This window comes from Streptomyces sp. TG1A-60, from assembly GCF_037201975.1.
GTDB lineage: Bacteria > Actinomycetota > Actinomycetes > Streptomycetales > Streptomycetaceae > Streptomyces.
Window position 1 is genome coordinate 5,041,106 of the sequence record NZ_CP147520.1, and the last position, 16,140, is coordinate 5,057,245.

A 16,140-nucleotide genomic window follows, 5' to 3' on the forward strand; every position below is an offset into this window, starting at 1 on the left:
CCCCGCCATGGTCACGGCGGTGCGGTTGACTGTTTCATAGTGTTTCGGTGGTCATAGCGTGAGGGAAACGCCCGGTTACATTCCGAACCCGGAAGCTAAGCCTTACAGCGCCGATGGTACTGCAGGGGGGACCCTGTGGGAGAGTAGGACGCCGCCGAACAAACAGTGAGAAAACCCCCGCCGGGTGACCGGCGGGGGTTTTCTGTTTTCCGGGTATATCCCCGGGTGTATCTCCCCTCCCTTTCGGGAGGGTTTCTCGGAGTGGTTAGAGGCGTCCAGCGGCCTTCAGCGCCAGATAGGCGTCAGCCAAGGCCGGTGCCAAGTTGTCCGGGGTCGCGTCCACGACTGTGACGCCGTGGCGGCGGAGTTGTTCGGCGGTGCGGTGGCGGTCTGACTGGCCCTGGGCTGCTGCCGCGGCCTCGTAGACCGCGTCCACGGTGCCTCGGGAGTCGGCCATGCGGGCGATGTGGGGGTCTGCGACCGAGGCCACCAGGACCGTATGGCGTTGGGTGAGGCCGGACAGGACGGGAAGGAGCCCCTGTTCGACCGGTGCCGCGTCGAGGGTGGTGAGGAGGACGATCAGAGCGCGGCGCGGGGCCGTACGGAGTGCCGTGGCGCTGAGGCCGCGGGCATCCGTTTCGACCAGCTCGGGTTCTAGGGTGGCCATCGCGTTGACCAGGGACGGGAGGACATCGCCGGCTGTGCGGCCCTGGACGAGGGCTCGGACGCGGCGGTCGTAGGCCAGGAGGTCCACGCGGTCGCCGGCGCGGGAGGCGAGGGCCGCCAGGAGCAGGGCCGCGTCCATGGAGGAGTCCAGGCGGGGGGCGTCGCCCACGCGGCCCGCCGAGGTTCGGCCGGTGTCCAGGACGAGGAGGATGTGGCGGTCGCGTTCGGGGCGCCAGGTGCGTACCGCGACCGAGGACTGGCGGGCCGTTGCGCGCCAGTCGATGGAGCGTGTGTCGTCGCCCGGGATGTATTCGCGGAGGCTGTCGAACTCCGTGCCCTCACCCCGGGTCAGGACGCTGGTGCGTCCGTCGAGCTCGCGCAGGCGGGCCAGTTTGGCGGGCAGGTGCTTGCGACTGGTGAACGGAGGGAGGACACGTACGGTCCAGGGGAGCTTGTGGCTGCCTTGGCGGGTGAAGAGACCGAGAGGGCCGTACGAGCGGACCGTGACCTTGTCCGCCTGACGGTCGCCCCTGCGGGTGGGGCGCAGGCGGGTGGTGACGCGACGGCGTTCTCCCGGGGGGACCGTGACGCGGTGGCGGGAGGCGGTCACCTCGGTGCCGGGCAGCCAACTGCTGGGGGGCCAGGCGTCGCGGAGGTGGGCGCGCAGGGGGCGCTTGGAGGGGTTGGTGACCGTGAGGGTGACGTCCGCGGCTTCACCGAGGCGTGCGGAGGTGTCGCCGGAGCGGGTGAGGCCCAGGCGGCGCACGGGGGCGGCGAGGGCGTAGTCGCAGGCGCACGCGAGTGCCAGGGGGGCGTTCACGGCGAGGATGCCCGTCCAGCTTGGTTCCCAGATGCCCACGGGGAGGGAGCCGAGGGCCGCGAGGAGTGCGGCGCGTCCGGTGGGGGCCATCAGCGTGGGACGGGGACGTGGGCGAGGATCGCGTTGATGACCGAGTCGGCCGTCACGCCTTCCATCTCGGCCTCCGGGCGGAGTTGGACGCGGTGGCGGAGGGTCGGGAGCGCGAGTGCCTTGACGTCGTCGGGGATGACGTAGTCGCGGCCCGTCAGCCAGGCCCAGGCGCGCGAGGCCGCGAGGAGGGCTGTGGCGCCTCGGGGGGAGGCGCCGAGGGTGAGCGACGGGGACTCGCGGGTGGCGCGGCAGATGTCCACCACGTAGGCGGTGATCTCGGGGGAGACCGTCGTCTTGGCCACGTCGGCGCGTGCCGCTTCGAGGTCGGCCGCGTTCGCGACGGGGCGTACGCCGGCGGCGCGCAGGTCGCGCGGGTTGAAGCCCTCGGCGTGGCGGGTGAGGACGTCGATCTCGTCCTGCCGGGACGGGAGCGGGACCGTCAGTTTGAGGAGGAAGCGGTCCAGTTGGGCCTCGGGGAGCGGGTATGTGCCCTCGTACTCGACCGGGTTCTGGGTCGCGGCGACCAGGAACGGGTCCGGGAGCGGGCGTGGGGTGCCGTCCACCGTGACCTGGCGCTCCTCCATGGCCTCCAGCAGGGAGGACTGGGTCTTCGGCGGGGTGCGGTTGATCTCGTCGGCGAGGAGCAGGTTGGTGAAGACCGGGCCGGGTTGGAAGGAGAACTCGGCGGTGCGGGTGTCGTAGACGAGGGAGCCGGTCACGTCGCTCGGCATGAGGTCCGGAGTGAACTGGACGCGCTTTGTGTCGAGTTCGAGCGCGGATGCCAGGGCGCGGACGAGCAATGTCTTGGCGACGCCGGGGACCCCCTCCAGAAGGACGTGTCCGCGGCAGAGAAGCGCGACGACGAGGCCGGTCACGGCGGGGTCCTGGCCGACCACGGCTTTGGCGATCTCGGCGCGCAGGGCCTCCAGGGAGGCTCGGGCGGCGCCCGGGCCCCCGGTGGTCCCGGCGTTGTCAGTGGTCGGGTCCATCATGAACGGCGTACCTCTCTTTCGAGGGCGTCGAGTTGGTCGGTGAGGGCGATGAGGGCCGTGTCGTCGCTGGGCGGCGGGCCGAAGAGGAGGGCGTGCGACTGTCCGTCGCCGTGGAGGTGGGCGGACAGGGCGGGGAGCAGGGCCTCGGGCGTGTGCGCCCGGGAGACGGGGACACCTACGAGGGGGGCGAGGCGCGTGCGGGTGGTGGAGCGAAGAGCGGCTGCCGCGCGGTCGCGGGCGTCCGCCTTGCGGTAGAGACGCGCGCGGCCTTCGACGGTTTCGGAGGCGCGGATCGCGACGGGGAGTCTCTCCGGCACCAGGGGCCCGAGTCGGCGTGCCCGCCAGACAGCGGCCAGGCCTCCGGCGACGAAGAGCTGCAGGGTGCCCCAGAGCCAGCCCGAGGGAAGCAGGTCCAGGAAGCTGCGGCTGCCGGTGTCGGTGGCCGCGTCGTCGGAGAGCGAGGGGAGGTACCAGACCACATGGGAGCGCGAGCCGAGGAGTTGGAGGGCGAGGGAGGCGTTGCCCTGCTCGTCGAGGCTGTTGTTGTAGAGGATGTCGGGGGCGCCGAGCACGACGGTGTCACCACGCCCTTCGGCCGCCGGGACGCGCACCAGGGTGGGCAGGCCGTCGTCGGGATAGCAGGTGTCGGCCGCGCGGGCGGTGACCTGGTAGCGGACTCCGCCGGTGTCGGCGCTGCCCGCGCGGCGGGCGGCGGGCATTTCGCAGCGGGGGGCGAGCGTGGAGTCGAAGCTGAGGGCGGAGTCGGCGGTGACGCCGTCGGCGAGCGTGCTCACCGACGGGGAGCCGGGGGCGACGAGGACCGTGCGACCGCCGGAGTCCTCGGTCGCCGTGCGCAGGCGGCTCTGCTGGGAGTCGGTCAGCAGGTCCGGGACGGCGACCAGGAGGGTGGTGTCGGGGCCGGCCGCGGCGTTCGCCTCGTCGAGGGTGGTCACCACCCGGGTGGACACGCCCCGGTCGGCGAGGAGTTCGGCGACGGCGCGGCTGCCGTTGGTGTCGGCGGAGCGTGGGTCGAGGCGGCCGTGTTCGGTGCCGGAGCGGATCACGGCGATCACGACGCCCGCCGCCAGGAGGATCACCGCCGCGAGCACCACACCGCGCGCGCGGGTCCACACCTGACGGGCGGTGGGTGAGGCCGAGGTGGACGGGAGCGTGGCCTCGGTGGTCATTCGGCGGCTCCCTGGCCTGTGCTGTGGGCCGTACTCGCGGTGCTGGAGGTGCTGCTCACCAGTGCGGGTTTGGCGCGCTCCAGGTCGTCGTCGAGGGCGGCGAGCCGGCGGTACGTTGCTTCGGCCGCTGTTCGGCCGCCGTATGTGACGTCGTCGAAGTCCCGGGCGGCGGTGCGCAGTCGGTCCGCGTGGGCGGGAAGTACCTGGCCCGCTTCGGACGCCGCCTCGTCGGCGGTGCGGCCCGGGCGTACGTCGAGCAGGGCGCGTTCCTCGAGGGAGCGGACGACGGCGCGCATGTGTTCCTGCACGGCCTGGTTCCAGTGGCCCTGGGCGGCTTGTGCCTCGGCGGCGGCGCGGTGTTCTGCGGCGCTGCGGGGACGGTCGTCGAAGAGCACGGCGGACGAGGCGGGGGCTCGGCGCGGGGTCCCCAGGCGCCGCCACAGCGCTCCGAGGAGGGCCAGGACGGCCAGGACGATGACGACCAGGCCGAGCGTGCCGCCCGGGGTGGCGTCCGAGGCGGCGCCGAACAGTTTGCCGAGCCATTCCCAGAAGGCGTCCATGGCGCGCTCGTACCAACTGGGGTCGTTCTCGTGGTACATGCCCTTGGACAGCTCGCGACGGGCCGCCTCCCGCGCGGGGTCGCGCGGGAGGGTGATGGGTGGCTCGTCCGCCGAACGCCACGCCATCGGTACGGCCGTCGGCGGTCCCCCCGTCAGTCTCACCCCATCAGCTCCCCAAGGTGGCGCCGGGGGTGTTGCCGTAGCCCTGGACGCCGGCGGCGCGGCCCAGTTCGAGGTCGAGGGCCTCGCGGCGGATGCGCTGGTCGATGTAGAGGAGCACGGTGACGCCGGCGCTGATGGGGAACGTGAGCGTGGACCCGATCACCGCGCCGACGCCGCTGATCACGAGGTACGTCCAGCCGACTTCGGCGCCGCCGGTGGCGAGGAAGCCGGAGAGGCCGTCCCCGTCCAGGGCCGCTGCCACGACGGAGAAGGGGATCACGACGATGGACGCGACGACATAGGCGATGATCGTGGCGAGCAGCTGGATGCCGAGGACGCGCCACCAGGAGCCGCGTACCAGCTTGACGGAGCGGTTCAGCGACTTGCTGACGCCCTGCTTCTCCAGCATCAGCGCGGGGGAGGCGAGTGAGAAGCGGATCATCAGCCACACGGTGAGGACGAACGCGCCGAGTCCGCCGACGAGGGCGAGGGCGAGGCCCGCACCGCCCGAGCCGCCGGCGGCGACAAGGACGCCGGGCAGGATGCCCGCGGTCATGATCAGGCCGGCGATCAGCAGCAGCAGGAGGGTCAGGCCGCCCAGCCTGAGGAGTTGCGGGCGGGCGTCCCGCCAGGCTTCGGCAATGGTCACCGACGTGCCGAGAACGGCGCGGCTGGTCACGGTCGTGAGCAGGGCCGTCGCGATGATGGTGCCCAGCAGGGAGATCACCAGGACGACGGAGGCGCTCAGCAGGGTCCCGCCCAGGGCGCGGCCCAGCTCGCCGGGTGTGGCGGTCGGGTCGTTCAGGACGTCGGAACTCGCTGTGTCGTTGAGGACGAGGCCCTGGAGCAAAATCACCGCGATCTGCGTGACGACCGCGACGGTCAGGGAGATGCCGAGGACGGCGCGCCAGTACGTGCGCATGGTGGAGACAGCGCCGTCGAGGATCTCGCCGATGCCGAGCGGGCGCAGCGGGATCACGCCGGGCTTGGCCGCGGGCGGGGGGCCTCCCCAGCCGGGAGTGCCGGGGCCGTGGCCGGGGGCGCCGTAGCCAGGGTGCCCGCCGGGGGCTCCGGGCTGGCCGTAGCCGCCGGGGCCGGGGTGCTGCGGGGCTTCGGGAGGGGCGCCCCAGCCCGGGACGGGAGGCGGCGGTGGCGCGGCCTGGCCGGGCTCCTGAGGGCTCGGAGCGGACCACTGTGCGGGCGGCGGCTGCTCCTTGGACCACTGGGACGGCGGCTGCGTCTGATCCGCGCCGCTCTGGTCCGCCGACTGCGCGGAGTCCTGCTGGTCCGGTTCCTGGCCGCCCGAGGGGGCGGATCCGGGCGAGGCCCAGCCCGGAGTGTCCTTCATCGTCGCTCCTTCATGGTGCTCGTCCGCGGGGCGCGGCCGGCAGGTTGGCGCCCATCGTGCCACGCGGTGTCCGAGAAGGGACCGGGGGCCGTATGGGCTGCGCACCTTCAATTGTCCGACGGATAGGGGGCACACTGGCCGCATGGCTGATCAGTACGCGCAATCCGGCGACGACACCCGGCCGACCGAGATACCCGTGATCCGTTGGGACGAGCCCCCCGAAGGCCCCGTCCTGATCCTGTTGGACCAGACGAGACTGCCGGCAGAGGAGGTCGAGCGGGTGTGCACGGACGCGCCCGCGCTGGTGGAGGCGATCCGTTCACTCGCCGTGCGCGGGGCACCGCTGCTGGGGATCGCCGGGGCGTACGGCGTCGCGCTCGCCGCCGCGCGCGGCTTCGACGTGGAGGAGGCCGCCGAGGCGCTGGCGAGTGCCCGGCCCACCGCGGTGAACCTCGCTGTCGGTGTGGGCCGGGCACGGGCCGCGCACCGGGCCGAGCTCGGCCGGACGGGCAACCGGAAGCAGGCCGCCGAGGCGGCGCTCGCCGCGGCGCGGGCGGTGCACCGGGAGGACGCCGAGGCGAGCTCCCGCATGGCCGCGCACGGGCTGGCGCTGCTCGACGAGTTGCTGCCCGCCGGCGGGCACCGGGTGCTCACGCACTGCAACACAGGCTCGCTGGTGTCGGGCGGTGAGGGCACGGCGTTCGCGGTGGCCCTCGCGGCGCACCGGGCGGGGCGGCTGCGCCGGCTGTGGGTGGACGAGACGCGGCCGTTGCTGCAGGGTGCCCGGCTGACCGCTTATGAGGCGGCGCGCACCGGAATGGCGTACACCTTGCTCACGGACAATGCCGCGGGTTCGCTGTTCGCGGCCGGTGAGGTGGACGCGGTGCTGGTGGGGGCCGACCGGATCGCCGCCGACGGGTCGGTGGCGAACAAGGTCGGGACCTATCCGCTCGCGGTGCTGGCCAGGTATCACCATGTGCCGTTCATCGTGGTGGCGCCGGTGACGACGGTGGATCCGGACACCCCCGACGGGGCGTCCATCGAGGTGGAGCAGCGCGCGGGGCATGAGGTGACCGAGATCACGGCACCTCAGGTGCCGGTGGCGGGAGCAGAGGCGGGAGGTGGGATCTTGGTGGCACCCCTGGGGACCCAGGCGTACAACCCGGCGTTCGATGTGACGCCGCCGGAGTTGGTGACGGCGATCGTCACCGAGGAGGGGGCCGTGTCGCCCGTGACCGCTGACGCGCTTGCCGAGCTGTGTGACAGGTCACGCCAGGTAACGATTTAGTTAATGGGATGATGGCATTCATGAAGGGACGAGTCCTTGTCGTCGACGACGACACCGCACTGGCCGAGATGCTCGGCATCGTGTTGCGTGGTGAAGGTTTTGAGCCGTCTTTCGTAGCCGACGGCGACAAGGCGCTGGCCGCCTTCCGTGAGGCCAAACCGGATCTGGTGCTGCTGGATCTGATGCTGCCGGGCCGGGACGGGATCGAGGTGTGCCGCCTGATCAGGGCGGAGTCCGGGGTGCCCATCGTGATGCTCACGGCCAAGAGCGACACGGTGGATGTGGTGGTCGGCCTGGAGTCGGGCGCGGACGACTACATCGTGAAGCCGTTCAAGCCGAAGGAGCTGGTGGCGCGGATCCGGGCCCGGCTCCGGAGGTCCGAGGAGCCGGCGCCCGAGCAGCTCGCCATAGGTGACCTGGTCATCGATGTGGCCGGGCACTCCGTGAAGCGGGACGGGCAGTCGATCGCGCTGACGCCGCTGGAGTTCGATCTGCTGGTCGCGCTGGCGAGGAAGCCGTGGCAGGTGTTCACCCGTGAGGTCCTGCTGGAGCAGGTCTGGGGGTACCGCCACGCGGCGGACACCCGTCTGGTGAACGTTCATGTGCAGCGGCTGCGTTCCAAGGTCGAGAAGGACCCGGAGCGGCCGGAGATCGTGGTGACCGTCCGTGGTGTCGGATACAAGGCAGGACCCAGCTGACATGCCCGGTGACAGTGCCGCTTCGGCGCCCGGCCAGCCGGGGACCCGCGCGGAGCGGTCTGTCGGCCGGAAGTCGTCAGGTTCCCGCCGGGGGCGCTTCCTCAAGGGCGGGCTGCTGCAGGGCGGAGTCCAGGGCAGTCCGGTCCTGAGGCTGTTCATGCGCTGGGTACGGCGTCCGCTGCTGCCCGTGATGCGGCTGTGGCGGCGCAACATCCAGCTCAGGATCGTCGTGACGACCCTGCTGATGTCGCTCAGCGTTGTGCTGCTGCTGGGCTTCGTCGTCATCGGTCAGGTGCGCAACGGGCTGCTGGACGCCAAGGTCAAGGCCTCGCAGAGCCAGGCCACCGGCGGCTTCACGGTCGCCGCGCAGAAGGCCGACGCCGAGGTGGGCGCGGCCAGGACCGACACCGCGAAACCGGACGGCGACCGGGTGCAGAACGTCGTCGAGTGGATGACCAACCTCGTGAGTTCGCTCTCCAGCGGCGGACAGGGCGCGTTCGATGTCGTGACGCTCAGCCCGGCCTTTGCCGACGGCGACACCGGCGGCCTCGGACCGCGTGCCTCCGGGGGCGTGCAATGGGACCTCAGCGTGCCGGAGGAACTGCGCGAGCGGGTCGACAACGACACCAGCGCCGTCCAGAGCTACACGCGGATCTACTACGACAACGGCCAGGAGTCCCAGCCGGGTTTGATCATCGGTAAGCAGGTCAGCGACCCCAACCGCGACCCGTACCAGCTGTACTACCTGTTCCCGCTCACCCAGGAGGAGAAGTCCCTCAGCCTGGTCAAGGGGACGCTGGCGACGGCCGGGCTGTTCGTCGTCGTGCTGCTCGGTGCCATCGCCTGGCTCGTGGTGCGCCAGGTGGTCACGCCGGTGCGGATGGCGGCGGGCGTCGCCGAGCGGCTGTCCGCCGGGCGCCTGCAGGAACGTATGAAGGTCAGCGGCGAGGACGACATCGCGCGCCTCGGCGAGGCCTTCAACAAGATGGCGCAGAACCTGCAGCTGAAGATCCAGCAGCTGGAGGACCTGTCGCGGATGCAGCGGCGGTTCGTGTCCGACGTGTCGCACGAGCTGCGTACGCCGCTGACGACCGTGCGGATGGCGGCGGACGTCATCCATGACGCGCGCGTGGACTTCGACCCGGTGACCGCGCGGTCGGCCGAGCTGCTCGCCGACCAGCTGGACCGGTTCGAGTCCCTGCTCGCGGACCTGCTGGAGATCAGCCGGTTCGACGCGGGCGCGGCGGCCCTGGAGGCCGAGCCGATAGATCTGCGTGAGGTGGTACGGAAGGTCGCCAGCGGGGCCGAGCCGCTCGCCGAGCGCAAGGGGACGCGGATACGGGTTCTGGGAGACCAGCAGCCCGTCGTCGCCGAGGCCGACGCCCGGCGGGTGGAGCGGGTGCTGCGCAACCTCGTGGTCAACGCGGTGGAGCATGGTGAGGGCAGGGATGTCGTGGTCAGGCTGGCGGCGGCTGGCGGCGCGGTCGCGGTCGCGGTGCGTGACTACGGCGTCGGGCTCAAGCCGGGCGAGGCGACCCGGGTGTTCAGCCGTTTCTGGCGGGCCGACCCGGCACGCGCGCGTACCACCGGCGGTACGGGGCTGGGGCTGTCCATCGCCTTGGAGGACGCCCGGCTGCACGGCGGCTGGCTGCAGGCGTGGGGCGAGCCGGGCGGCGGTTCGCAGTTCCGGCTCACCCTGCCGCGCACGGCGGACGAGCCGCTGCGGGGGTCGCCGATCCCCCTGGAACCGAAGGACTCCCGGCGAAACCGTGGCCAAAATGACGCTGGTCTGCCGCTCGGCGGCAGCGGCAAGCTCGCCACGGTGCCGGTCCAGGCCGGCGAGCATGGTGCCGCGAGGAAGACCATAGGGCCACGGCCCGGCGGGGGGCAGGTCCCCACGGCCGACCCGACGGCGTTGCCCGGCAGCGGCGCGCGCGTGGTGCCCCGGCCCGGCACGTCGCCCACGACACCGCCCCCGACGCCGCCCGCGTGGCGGTCCGGCGAGGACGCGGGGCGGACCGGGGAGGGAACGTCGCAGAGCGGCGTGGAGCCGCAGCACGAGCGGGGGGAGGCATTCCGTGGGCGCTGACCGCGGGAAAAGTGGGCGTGGGGGTCCGGTGCGGGCGACGGCGTACGTGGGCATCGGTGCCGTACTGCTGGCGGGGTGCGCCTCGATGCCGGACAGCGGCGACATGCGGAACGTCGAGTCCACCCCGAGGCAGGACTCGCAGGTGCGGGTCTTCGCGCTGCCGCCCGCCGACGACGCCGAGCCGAGGGAGATCGTGCAGGGCTTCCTGGAGGCCCTGACCAGCGATGATCTGAAGTATGAGACAGCGCGCAAATACCTGACCGGTGACGCGCTGAAGCTGTGGGACCCCGACGAGTCCACCACGGTCCTCGCCGAGGCCCCCACCCCCTACGCCCAGATCACGGGGGAGCGGCCCGAAACCGACGAGTACCAGTACAAGCTGTTTGGCAAGAAGGTCGCCCGCGTGGACGAGCAGCACGCGTACACGCCCACCAGCGGCGAGTACCGGCGAACCGTGCACCTCACGCGCGTGAAGGAGACCCGGCAGTGGCGCATCGACGAGCTGCCGCCGGGTGTGGTGCTCGGCAGGTCGGACTTCGAGCGCAACTACAAGTCCATCAACAAGTACTACTTCACCTCCGCCGCGCAGTCCGGCGAACCGGGGACGGTCGCCGACCCGGTCTATGTGCGCAGCCAGGTCAACCCGGTGACCCAGGTGGTCCGGAACCTGCTGAGAGGCCCCACCCGCTGGCTCAACCCGGTCGCGAGGACGAGCTTCCCCTCCGGTACGGCCCTGAGGAAGGGCACCGACCCGCTGGCGCCGGACGACCAGAGCAGGCTGGTCGTGCCGCTGAACGAGAAGGCCGACCGTGTGTCGGACAGCAGGTGCGAGGAGATGGCCGCCCAGCTCCTCTTCACGGTCCAGGACTACATGCCCACGGGCGTGAGCGAGGTGGAGCTCCAGGGGTCGACCGGCGCGCGGCTGTGTGTGCTCGGTGAAGACCGGGCCGGCATCATCGCCTCGCACGGCTTCGGAAAGAGCGCGGAGTACCAGTACTTCATCGACGGCGACGACAAGCTCGTACGGTTGTCCGAGCGGGACCCGGTGACCACGCCGACGCCCGTTCCCGGCGCGCTCGGTGAGGGCGAGAAGCCGCTGAGAGCCGCCGCCGTGTCGCGCGGTGAGGACCGGGCCGCCGGGGTGTCGGCCGACGGGAGCGAGCTGTACGTGTCGCCGCTGACTGCGGGCGGTGCGCTCGGCGAGCCGGTGCTGCGCAGTGCGGGCGCCACGGCGAAGGACCGGCTGACGACGCCGAGCTGGGACGGGCGGGGCGACCTGTGGGTGGCCGACCGGGACCCCGACCATCCCAGGCTGCTGGTGCTGGCGGACGGCATGGGCGAGCCGCTGGAGGTCAGGACGCCCGGACTCGGCGGGCGCATCGAGGCGGTGCGGGTGGCCGCCGACGGAGTACGGGTCGCGCTGATCCTGGAGGACGAGGGCAAGCGGGCGCTGTACGTCGGCCGCATCGAGCGCGAAGACGACGCGGAGGGCACCACCGGCTCCGTCGTCGAACTGCGGCCCGTGACGCCGGACCTGGAGGACGTCACCGCCATGTCCTGGGCCGGCGACAGCCAACTCGTGGTGGTGGGGCGCGAGCCCGGTGGCGTGCAGCAGATGCGGTACGTCCGGGTCGACGGCTCCCCGACGCCGGGATCCGGGCCTGCCTCGCTCACCGGCGTGGAGGAGATCGCCGCGTCCGAGGACGAGAGCCAGCCGCTGGTGGCGCACTCGGCCGACGGGGTCGTCCGGCTGTCCCCTGAGGCGCGGTGGCAGACGGTGGTCAAGGAGGGGTCGGCGCCGGTCTACCCGGGGTGAGGGCCGGGGCGGTCGGCGTCACCGCTGTGGTCGCTGTGACCGGTGTGTTGTGGTGTGGGGCAGGGTGAGGGCTCTCTGGGCTGTCCATCGGCGTGCTCGTGACGGGGACTGTGGTCCGGCGACGGACCGGTCGGGGCCCGCCAGGTCGTCCGCTGCCGTCGCCGTCGTGTCGTGGGGATGTGCGCCGTGGGCCCTTTCTGACGGCCCGGTCTTTTTGTGACGGCATCCGGTCTTCTTCAGGCGCCCGTCGTTCGTGTGGGTGACAGCCCCTCTGCGGTTTCGCCGAGTTGTCCACAGGCGGTTGTCCACAGGGGTGGCAGGGCTGCGCCTGCGTTGGCACAGTGGTGGGCATGCGGGGGTGGTGGCGGGACCTCACGGACCTGGTGCTGCCGGCCGAGTGCGGAGGCTGCGGGAGGCCTCGCGCGGTGCTCTGCCCGGAGTGCCGCGCGGCTCTGACCGGGGCCGCGCCGTGCCGGGTGCGGCCGGTGCCGGAGCCGCCGGGGCTGCCCGCGGTGCATGCGGCGGCTCCGTACGAGGACGCGGTACGCGCGGTGCTGCTCGCGCACAAGGAACGGGGTGCGCTGGCGCTCGTTGGACCGCTCGGCACGGCCTTGGCAGGGGCCGTACGGGCGGGCGGTGGCGACGGGCCCGTGCTGCTCGTCCCGGTGCCGTCCGCGCGGCGGGCGGTCCGGTCCCGGGGGCACGACCCGGCGCGGCGGATCGCGCTCACGGCGGCCGGGGAACTGCGGCGTACCGGGACGCCGGCCCGGGTACTCGGGGTGCTGCGACAGCGGCGTGCCGTGGCCGATCAGTCGGGGCTGGACTCCCGGCAGCGGCTGGACAACCTCGCGGGTGCCCTGGAGGTGGCCGCCGGGGGTACCCGGCTGCTGGGTGGAGGGCAGGTCGTGCTCGTGGACGACCTGATGACCACCGGCGCCTCGCTGACGGAGGCGGCACGGGCGGTGCGGACGGCCCGGGCCGGGTGGGCGACGGCAGCGGGAGAGCCTGACGTGGGGCGAACGACGAAGAAGGCGGTGCGGACACAGGCGGTGACAAGAATGGCGGGTGCGGACGGCGCCGAAGACGTGATCCGCGCGGCGGTGGTCGCCGCGCCCCCCGACTCTTTCCAAATAAACCGGAACTGACACAGAACTTGCGTCGTTGCAGGTAATGAAAGGGCCAATTCACCTGAACGGAGGTACCTCCGAGTAGAGGGTGACGACATCCGTCCGGGCGAGATATGTTCGGTTGTGAGGGAATGACCCCGGCCGTTCACCACATATCCAGATGCCGTGCTGCGGGTTTTCCGAAATCACCCCGAGCCGGTGGGGTGGAGATCTTGTCCACGGGGGAGGAGGAGGTGGAAGTCACCGAGTCCGCGGTTCCGGGAGCCACCGGAACCTGGTGCACAAGGGAGATGCTCCGCCAGTGGAGCGGAGTGATCCGGGAACGGAGTTCTGCGTGGACATCGTCGTCAAGGGCCGCAAGACCGAGGTGCCCGAGCGGTTCCGCAAGCACGTGGCCGAGAAGCTGAAGCTGGAGAAGATCCAGAAGCTCGACGGCAAGGTGATCAGCCTCGACGTCGAGGTGTCCAAGGAGCCCAACCCCCGACAGGCCGACCGTAGTGACCGGGTGGAGATCACGCTCCACTCCCGTGGGCCGGTGATCCGGGCGGAGGCCGCGGCCAGCGATCCGTATGCGGCGCTCGACCTGGCGGCGGACAAGCTCGAGGCCCGGCTGCGTAAGCAGCACGACAAGCGTTACACGCGCCGAGGCGCGCGCAGGCTCACGGCCGCGGAGGTCGCCGACCACGTCCCGGGTGTGGCGACCCTGAACGGCAACGGATATGTCGCCGACGAGGAGAAGTCGGACGGCGTGCCCACCAAGCGGATCGGCTCGCTGGAAGTGAAGGGTGAAGGCCCCCTCATCGTCCGAGAGAAGACCCACGTCGCGTCCCCGATGACCCTCGACCAGGCTCTCTACGAGATGGAGCTGGTCGGGCACGACTTCTACCTGTTCGTCGACTCCGAGACCAAAGAACCGAGTGTCGTCTACCGGCGGCACGCCTACGACTACGGCGTCATTCACCTGAGCACTGACCCGATGGTGGCCCAGGCGCCTGCGGACGCCGCAGGCGGCACGCTCGGTGGCTGACAGCGCCGGGTGACAGCTGAGCCGGTGCCCCTGGAGCGCTCGTGCGCCTCCAGGGGCACCGGTGTGCGACTCCTCGTTGCCCGCACTGTCACCGCGGTGTCGGCCAGGCATGAAATCATGGCCGGACCGGCCCCAACCGGCGGGCCGTTGCCTTGGTTTGGCGATGGCACAGAGAGACAGGCCACGGCCTTCAGGGGGAGGAACGATGGCGGACAGCAGTTTCGGACCGATGCGTGACGAGGATGCCGACGACGGCTGCGTCGGCATGGGCTCCGCCGCGGGCTCCCCGCGCAAGGAGCCGATCCGCGTGCTCGTCGTGGACGACCACGCGCTCTTCCGCCGCGGCCTGGAGATCGTGCTCGCCGCCGAGGAGGACATCCAGGTCGTCGGCGAGGCCGGTGACGGGGCGGAGGCGGTCGACAAGGCCGCTGATCTGCTGCCCGACATCGTGTTGATGGACGTACGGATGCCCAAGCGCGGCGGCATCGAGGCGTGCACCTCCATCAAGGAGGTGGCCCCCAGCGCGAAGATCATCATGCTGACGATCAGCGACGAGGAGGCCGACCTCTACGACGCGATCAAGGCGGGCGCGACCGGTTATCTCCTCAAGGAGATCTCCACGGACGAGGTCGCCACGGCCATTCGCGCGGTCGCCGACGGGCAGTCGCAGATCAGCCCCTCGATGGCGTCGAAGCTGCTCACCGAGTTCAAGTCAATGATCCAGCGGACCGACGAGCGGCGCCTCGTGCCGGCGCCGCGGCTGACGGACCGGGAGCTGGAAGTACTCAAGCTCGTGGCGACCGGGATGAACAACCGGGACATCGCCAAGGAGTTGTTCATCTCCGAGAACACCGTGAAGAACCACGTGCGCAACATCCTGGAGAAGCTGCAACTGCACTCCAGGATGGAGGCCGTGGTGTACGCGATGCGGGAGAAGATCCTCGAAATCCGCTAGGCCCGGTACGCCCCATGACCGCATGGGTCACGTCAGGGCGCGGATCAGGGGCTCGCGCAGTTCCGGGGCGTCCACGCGTTCCACGCGTATGTCGGTGCAGTCCACCCAGGTCGCCGCCTCCCGTAGGGCCTGGGCCACCGCCGGGACCGCCTTGGGGCCGTTGAGGGTGACCTGCTTGGCGACCAGGGTGCGGCCGTCGCGGGCGGGGTCGACGCGGCCGACGAGGTGGCCGCCGGCCAGGACCGGCATCGCGAAGTAACCGTGGACGCGCTTCGGTTTGGGGACGTAGGCCTCCAGGCGATGGGTGAAGCCGAAGATGCGTTCCGTGCGGGCCCGTTCCCAGACCAGGGAGTCGAAGGGGGACAGGAGCGTGGTGCGGTGGCGGCCACGCGGGGGTGTGGCCAGGGCCGCCGGGTCGGCCCAGGCCGGCTTGGACCAGCCCTCCACCGTCACCGGGACCAGGCCGGAGTCGGCGACCACCGCGTCGAACTGCTCGCCCTTCAGGCGGTGGTAGTCGGCGATGTCCGCGCGCGTGCCGACACCCAGGGCCTCGCCGGCCAGGCGGACCAGGCGGCGCAGGCACTCCGAGTCGTCCAGCTCGTCGTGGAGCAGGGTGTCCGGGACGGCGCGCTCGGCGAGGTCGTAGATCCGCTTCCAGCCGCGGCGCTGCACGCAGACCACCTCGCCGTACATCAGGGCGCGTTCCACGGCGACCTTCTCGCCGGACCAGTCCCACCATTCGCTGGTGCGCTTCGCGCCGCCCAACTCCGTGGCCGTGAGGGGGCCCTCGGCACGGAGCTGTTTGATGACCCGTTCGTAGGCACCGTCCGGGAGCTGGTGGTTCCAGTGCGGGCGGGATCGGTAGGCGCGGCGGCGGAAGGCGAAGTGGGGCCACTCCTCGATGGGGAGGATGCAGGCGGCGTGGGACCAGTACTCGAAGGCGTGGGGCCGTGGCGAAGGCGCGCCGGTGGGTGTGCTCGCCCAGTAGGAGCCGTCGACCGTCGTGCGGCCGACGGCTCCGAGGCGGGCGTACGGGATCAGTTCGTGGGAGCGGGCGAGGACCGAGATGGTGTCGAGTTGGACCGCGCCCAGGTGTCGCAGGACGCCGCGGACGCCGGACCTGCGGTCCGGGGCGCCGAGGAAGCCCTGCGCCCGGAGGGCGATACGGCGGGCCTCGTCTGCGGTGAGTTCTGTGGTGGGGCGCGGAAGGGAGGTCATGCTCCGCAGGGTAGGGGAGGGCACTGACAGTGGGGATGAGCTGCGGGGGCGGGCGAGGGCGGTCGGGATCGGTGCGGAGCCGTTCCGGGGGCTGTGC

At 71.6% G+C, this 16,140-nt stretch carries 13 protein-coding genes and 1 rRNA gene; 8 read left to right on the forward strand and 6 right to left on the reverse strand.

The window, feature by feature from the left end; genetic code table 11:
- Positions 1-43: 43 nt before the first annotated feature.
- Positions 44-160 (forward strand): 5S ribosomal RNA (gene rrf / locus WBG99_RS21920).
- A gap of 105 nt (positions 161-265) precedes the next feature.
- Here the strand turns inward: rrf and WBG99_RS21925 are convergent.
- The 5 genes from WBG99_RS21925 to WBG99_RS21945 are packed head-to-tail and all read right to left on the reverse strand — an operon-like array spanning position 266 to position 5,825.
- Positions 266-1,576 carry a DUF58 domain-containing protein gene (locus tag WBG99_RS21925; RefSeq protein ID WP_338897935.1) on the reverse strand — a complete coding sequence of 437 codons (1,311 nt, stop codon included), beginning with the start codon at positions 1,574-1,576 and terminating at the stop codon, positions 266-268.
- On the reverse strand, positions 1,576-2,565 hold the full coding sequence (locus WBG99_RS21930; protein ID WP_338900433.1) for a MoxR family ATPase: 990 nt from the start codon (positions 2,563-2,565) through the stop codon (positions 1,576-1,578). Before WBG99_RS21930 ends, WBG99_RS21925 begins: the two co-directional genes overlap by 1 nt.
- Positions 2,565-3,755, reverse strand: coding sequence for a DUF4350 domain-containing protein (locus tag WBG99_RS21935; RefSeq protein WP_338897936.1), 1,191 nt, complete (start codon positions 3,753-3,755; stop codon positions 2,565-2,567). The genes WBG99_RS21930 and WBG99_RS21935 overlap by 1 nt, the downstream gene beginning before the upstream one ends.
- A complete protein-coding gene (locus tag WBG99_RS21940; RefSeq protein WP_338900434.1) occupies positions 3,752-4,441 on the reverse strand; it encodes a DUF4129 domain-containing protein in 690 nt (229 codons plus the stop codon). Before WBG99_RS21940 ends, WBG99_RS21935 begins: the two co-directional genes overlap by 4 nt.
- 40 nt (positions 4,442-4,481) lie before the next feature.
- Positions 4,482-5,825, reverse strand: coding sequence for a glycerophosphoryl diester phosphodiesterase membrane domain-containing protein (locus WBG99_RS21945; RefSeq protein ID WP_338897937.1), 1,344 nt, complete (start codon positions 5,823-5,825; stop codon positions 4,482-4,484).
- A gap of 142 nt (positions 5,826-5,967) precedes the next feature.
- On the opposite strand from WBG99_RS21945, the gene mtnA reads away from it, so the two are divergent.
- The 7 genes from mtnA to WBG99_RS21980 all read left to right on the forward strand — a co-directional run bounded on the left by mtnA (position 5,968) and on the right by WBG99_RS21980 (position 14,825).
- Positions 5,968-7,113, forward strand: coding sequence for an S-methyl-5-thioribose-1-phosphate isomerase (mtnA, locus tag WBG99_RS21950; RefSeq protein WP_338897938.1), 1,146 nt, complete (start codon positions 5,968-5,970; stop codon positions 7,111-7,113).
- An 8-nt stretch (positions 7,114-7,121) separates the two neighbouring features.
- Positions 7,122-7,811 (forward strand): two-component system response regulator MtrA, encoded by a 690-nt coding sequence (mtrA, locus tag WBG99_RS21955; RefSeq protein WP_189786864.1) that lies wholly within the window; start codon positions 7,122-7,124, stop codon positions 7,809-7,811.
- Position 7,812: 1 nt separating this feature from the next.
- A complete protein-coding gene (gene mtrB, locus WBG99_RS21960) occupies positions 7,813-9,900 on the forward strand; it encodes an MtrAB system histidine kinase MtrB (protein WP_338897941.1) in 2,088 nt (695 codons plus the stop codon).
- Entirely contained in the window at positions 9,890-11,716 is a 1,827-nt protein-coding gene (locus tag WBG99_RS21965) for an LpqB family beta-propeller domain-containing protein (RefSeq protein WP_338897943.1), read from the forward strand. The genes mtrB and WBG99_RS21965 overlap by 11 nt, the downstream gene beginning before the upstream one ends.
- Before the next feature lie 350 nt (positions 11,717-12,066).
- The gene (locus WBG99_RS21970; RefSeq protein ID WP_338897944.1) at positions 12,067-12,861 is read left to right on the forward strand and encodes a ComF family protein; all 795 of its coding nucleotides are present in this window, start codon (positions 12,067-12,069) and stop codon (positions 12,859-12,861) included.
- Between the two features lie 283 nt (positions 12,862-13,144).
- A complete protein-coding gene (raiA, locus tag WBG99_RS21975; protein ID WP_338897946.1) occupies positions 13,145-13,870 on the forward strand; it encodes a ribosome-associated translation inhibitor RaiA in 726 nt (241 codons plus the stop codon).
- Between the two features lie 205 nt (positions 13,871-14,075).
- On the forward strand, positions 14,076-14,825 hold the full coding sequence (locus WBG99_RS21980; protein WP_338897947.1) for a response regulator transcription factor: 750 nt from the start codon (positions 14,076-14,078) through the stop codon (positions 14,823-14,825).
- Between the two features lie 27 nt (positions 14,826-14,852).
- Here WBG99_RS21980 and WBG99_RS21985 read toward each other — a convergent pair whose 3' ends face one another.
- Positions 14,853-16,043 (reverse strand): crosslink repair DNA glycosylase YcaQ family protein, encoded by a 1,191-nt coding sequence (locus WBG99_RS21985; protein WP_338897948.1) that lies wholly within the window; start codon positions 16,041-16,043, stop codon positions 14,853-14,855.
- Positions 16,044-16,140: the final 97 nt, after the last annotated feature.

Excerpts from the sequence above, each read along its gene's own strand:
- WBG99_RS21945 (WP_338897937.1), bottom strand. The coding sequence starts at position 5,825 with ATGAAGGACACTCCGGGCTGGGCCTCGCCCGGATCCGCCCCCTCGGGC.
- WBG99_RS21930 (WP_338900433.1), bottom strand. The coding sequence starts at position 2,565 with ATGGACCCGACCACTGACAACGCCGGGACCACCGGGGGCCCGGGCGCC.
- WBG99_RS21935 (WP_338897936.1), bottom strand. The coding sequence starts at position 3,755 with ATGACCACCGAGGCCACGCTCCCGTCCACCTCGGCCTCACCCACCGCC.
- mtnA (WP_338897938.1), top strand. The coding sequence starts at position 5,968 with ATGGCTGATCAGTACGCGCAATCCGGCGACGACACCCGGCCGACCGAG.
- WBG99_RS21925 (WP_338897935.1), bottom strand. The coding sequence starts at position 1,576 with ATGGCCCCCACCGGACGCGCCGCACTCCTCGCGGCCCTCGGCTCCCTC.
- mtrA (WP_189786864.1), top strand. The coding sequence starts at position 7,122 with ATGATGGCATTCATGAAGGGACGAGTCCTTGTCGTCGACGACGACACC.
- WBG99_RS21940 (WP_338900434.1), bottom strand. The coding sequence starts at position 4,441 with ATGGCGTGGCGTTCGGCGGACGAGCCACCCATCACCCTCCCGCGCGAC.
- WBG99_RS21985 (WP_338897948.1), bottom strand. The coding sequence starts at position 16,043 with ATGACCTCCCTTCCGCGCCCCACCACAGAACTCACCGCAGACGAGGCC.
- WBG99_RS21980 (WP_338897947.1), top strand. The coding sequence starts at position 14,076 with ATGGCGGACAGCAGTTTCGGACCGATGCGTGACGAGGATGCCGACGAC.
- WBG99_RS21970 (WP_338897944.1), top strand. The coding sequence starts at position 12,067 with ATGCGGGGGTGGTGGCGGGACCTCACGGACCTGGTGCTGCCGGCCGAG.
- mtrB (WP_338897941.1), top strand. The coding sequence starts at position 7,813 with ATGCCCGGTGACAGTGCCGCTTCGGCGCCCGGCCAGCCGGGGACCCGC.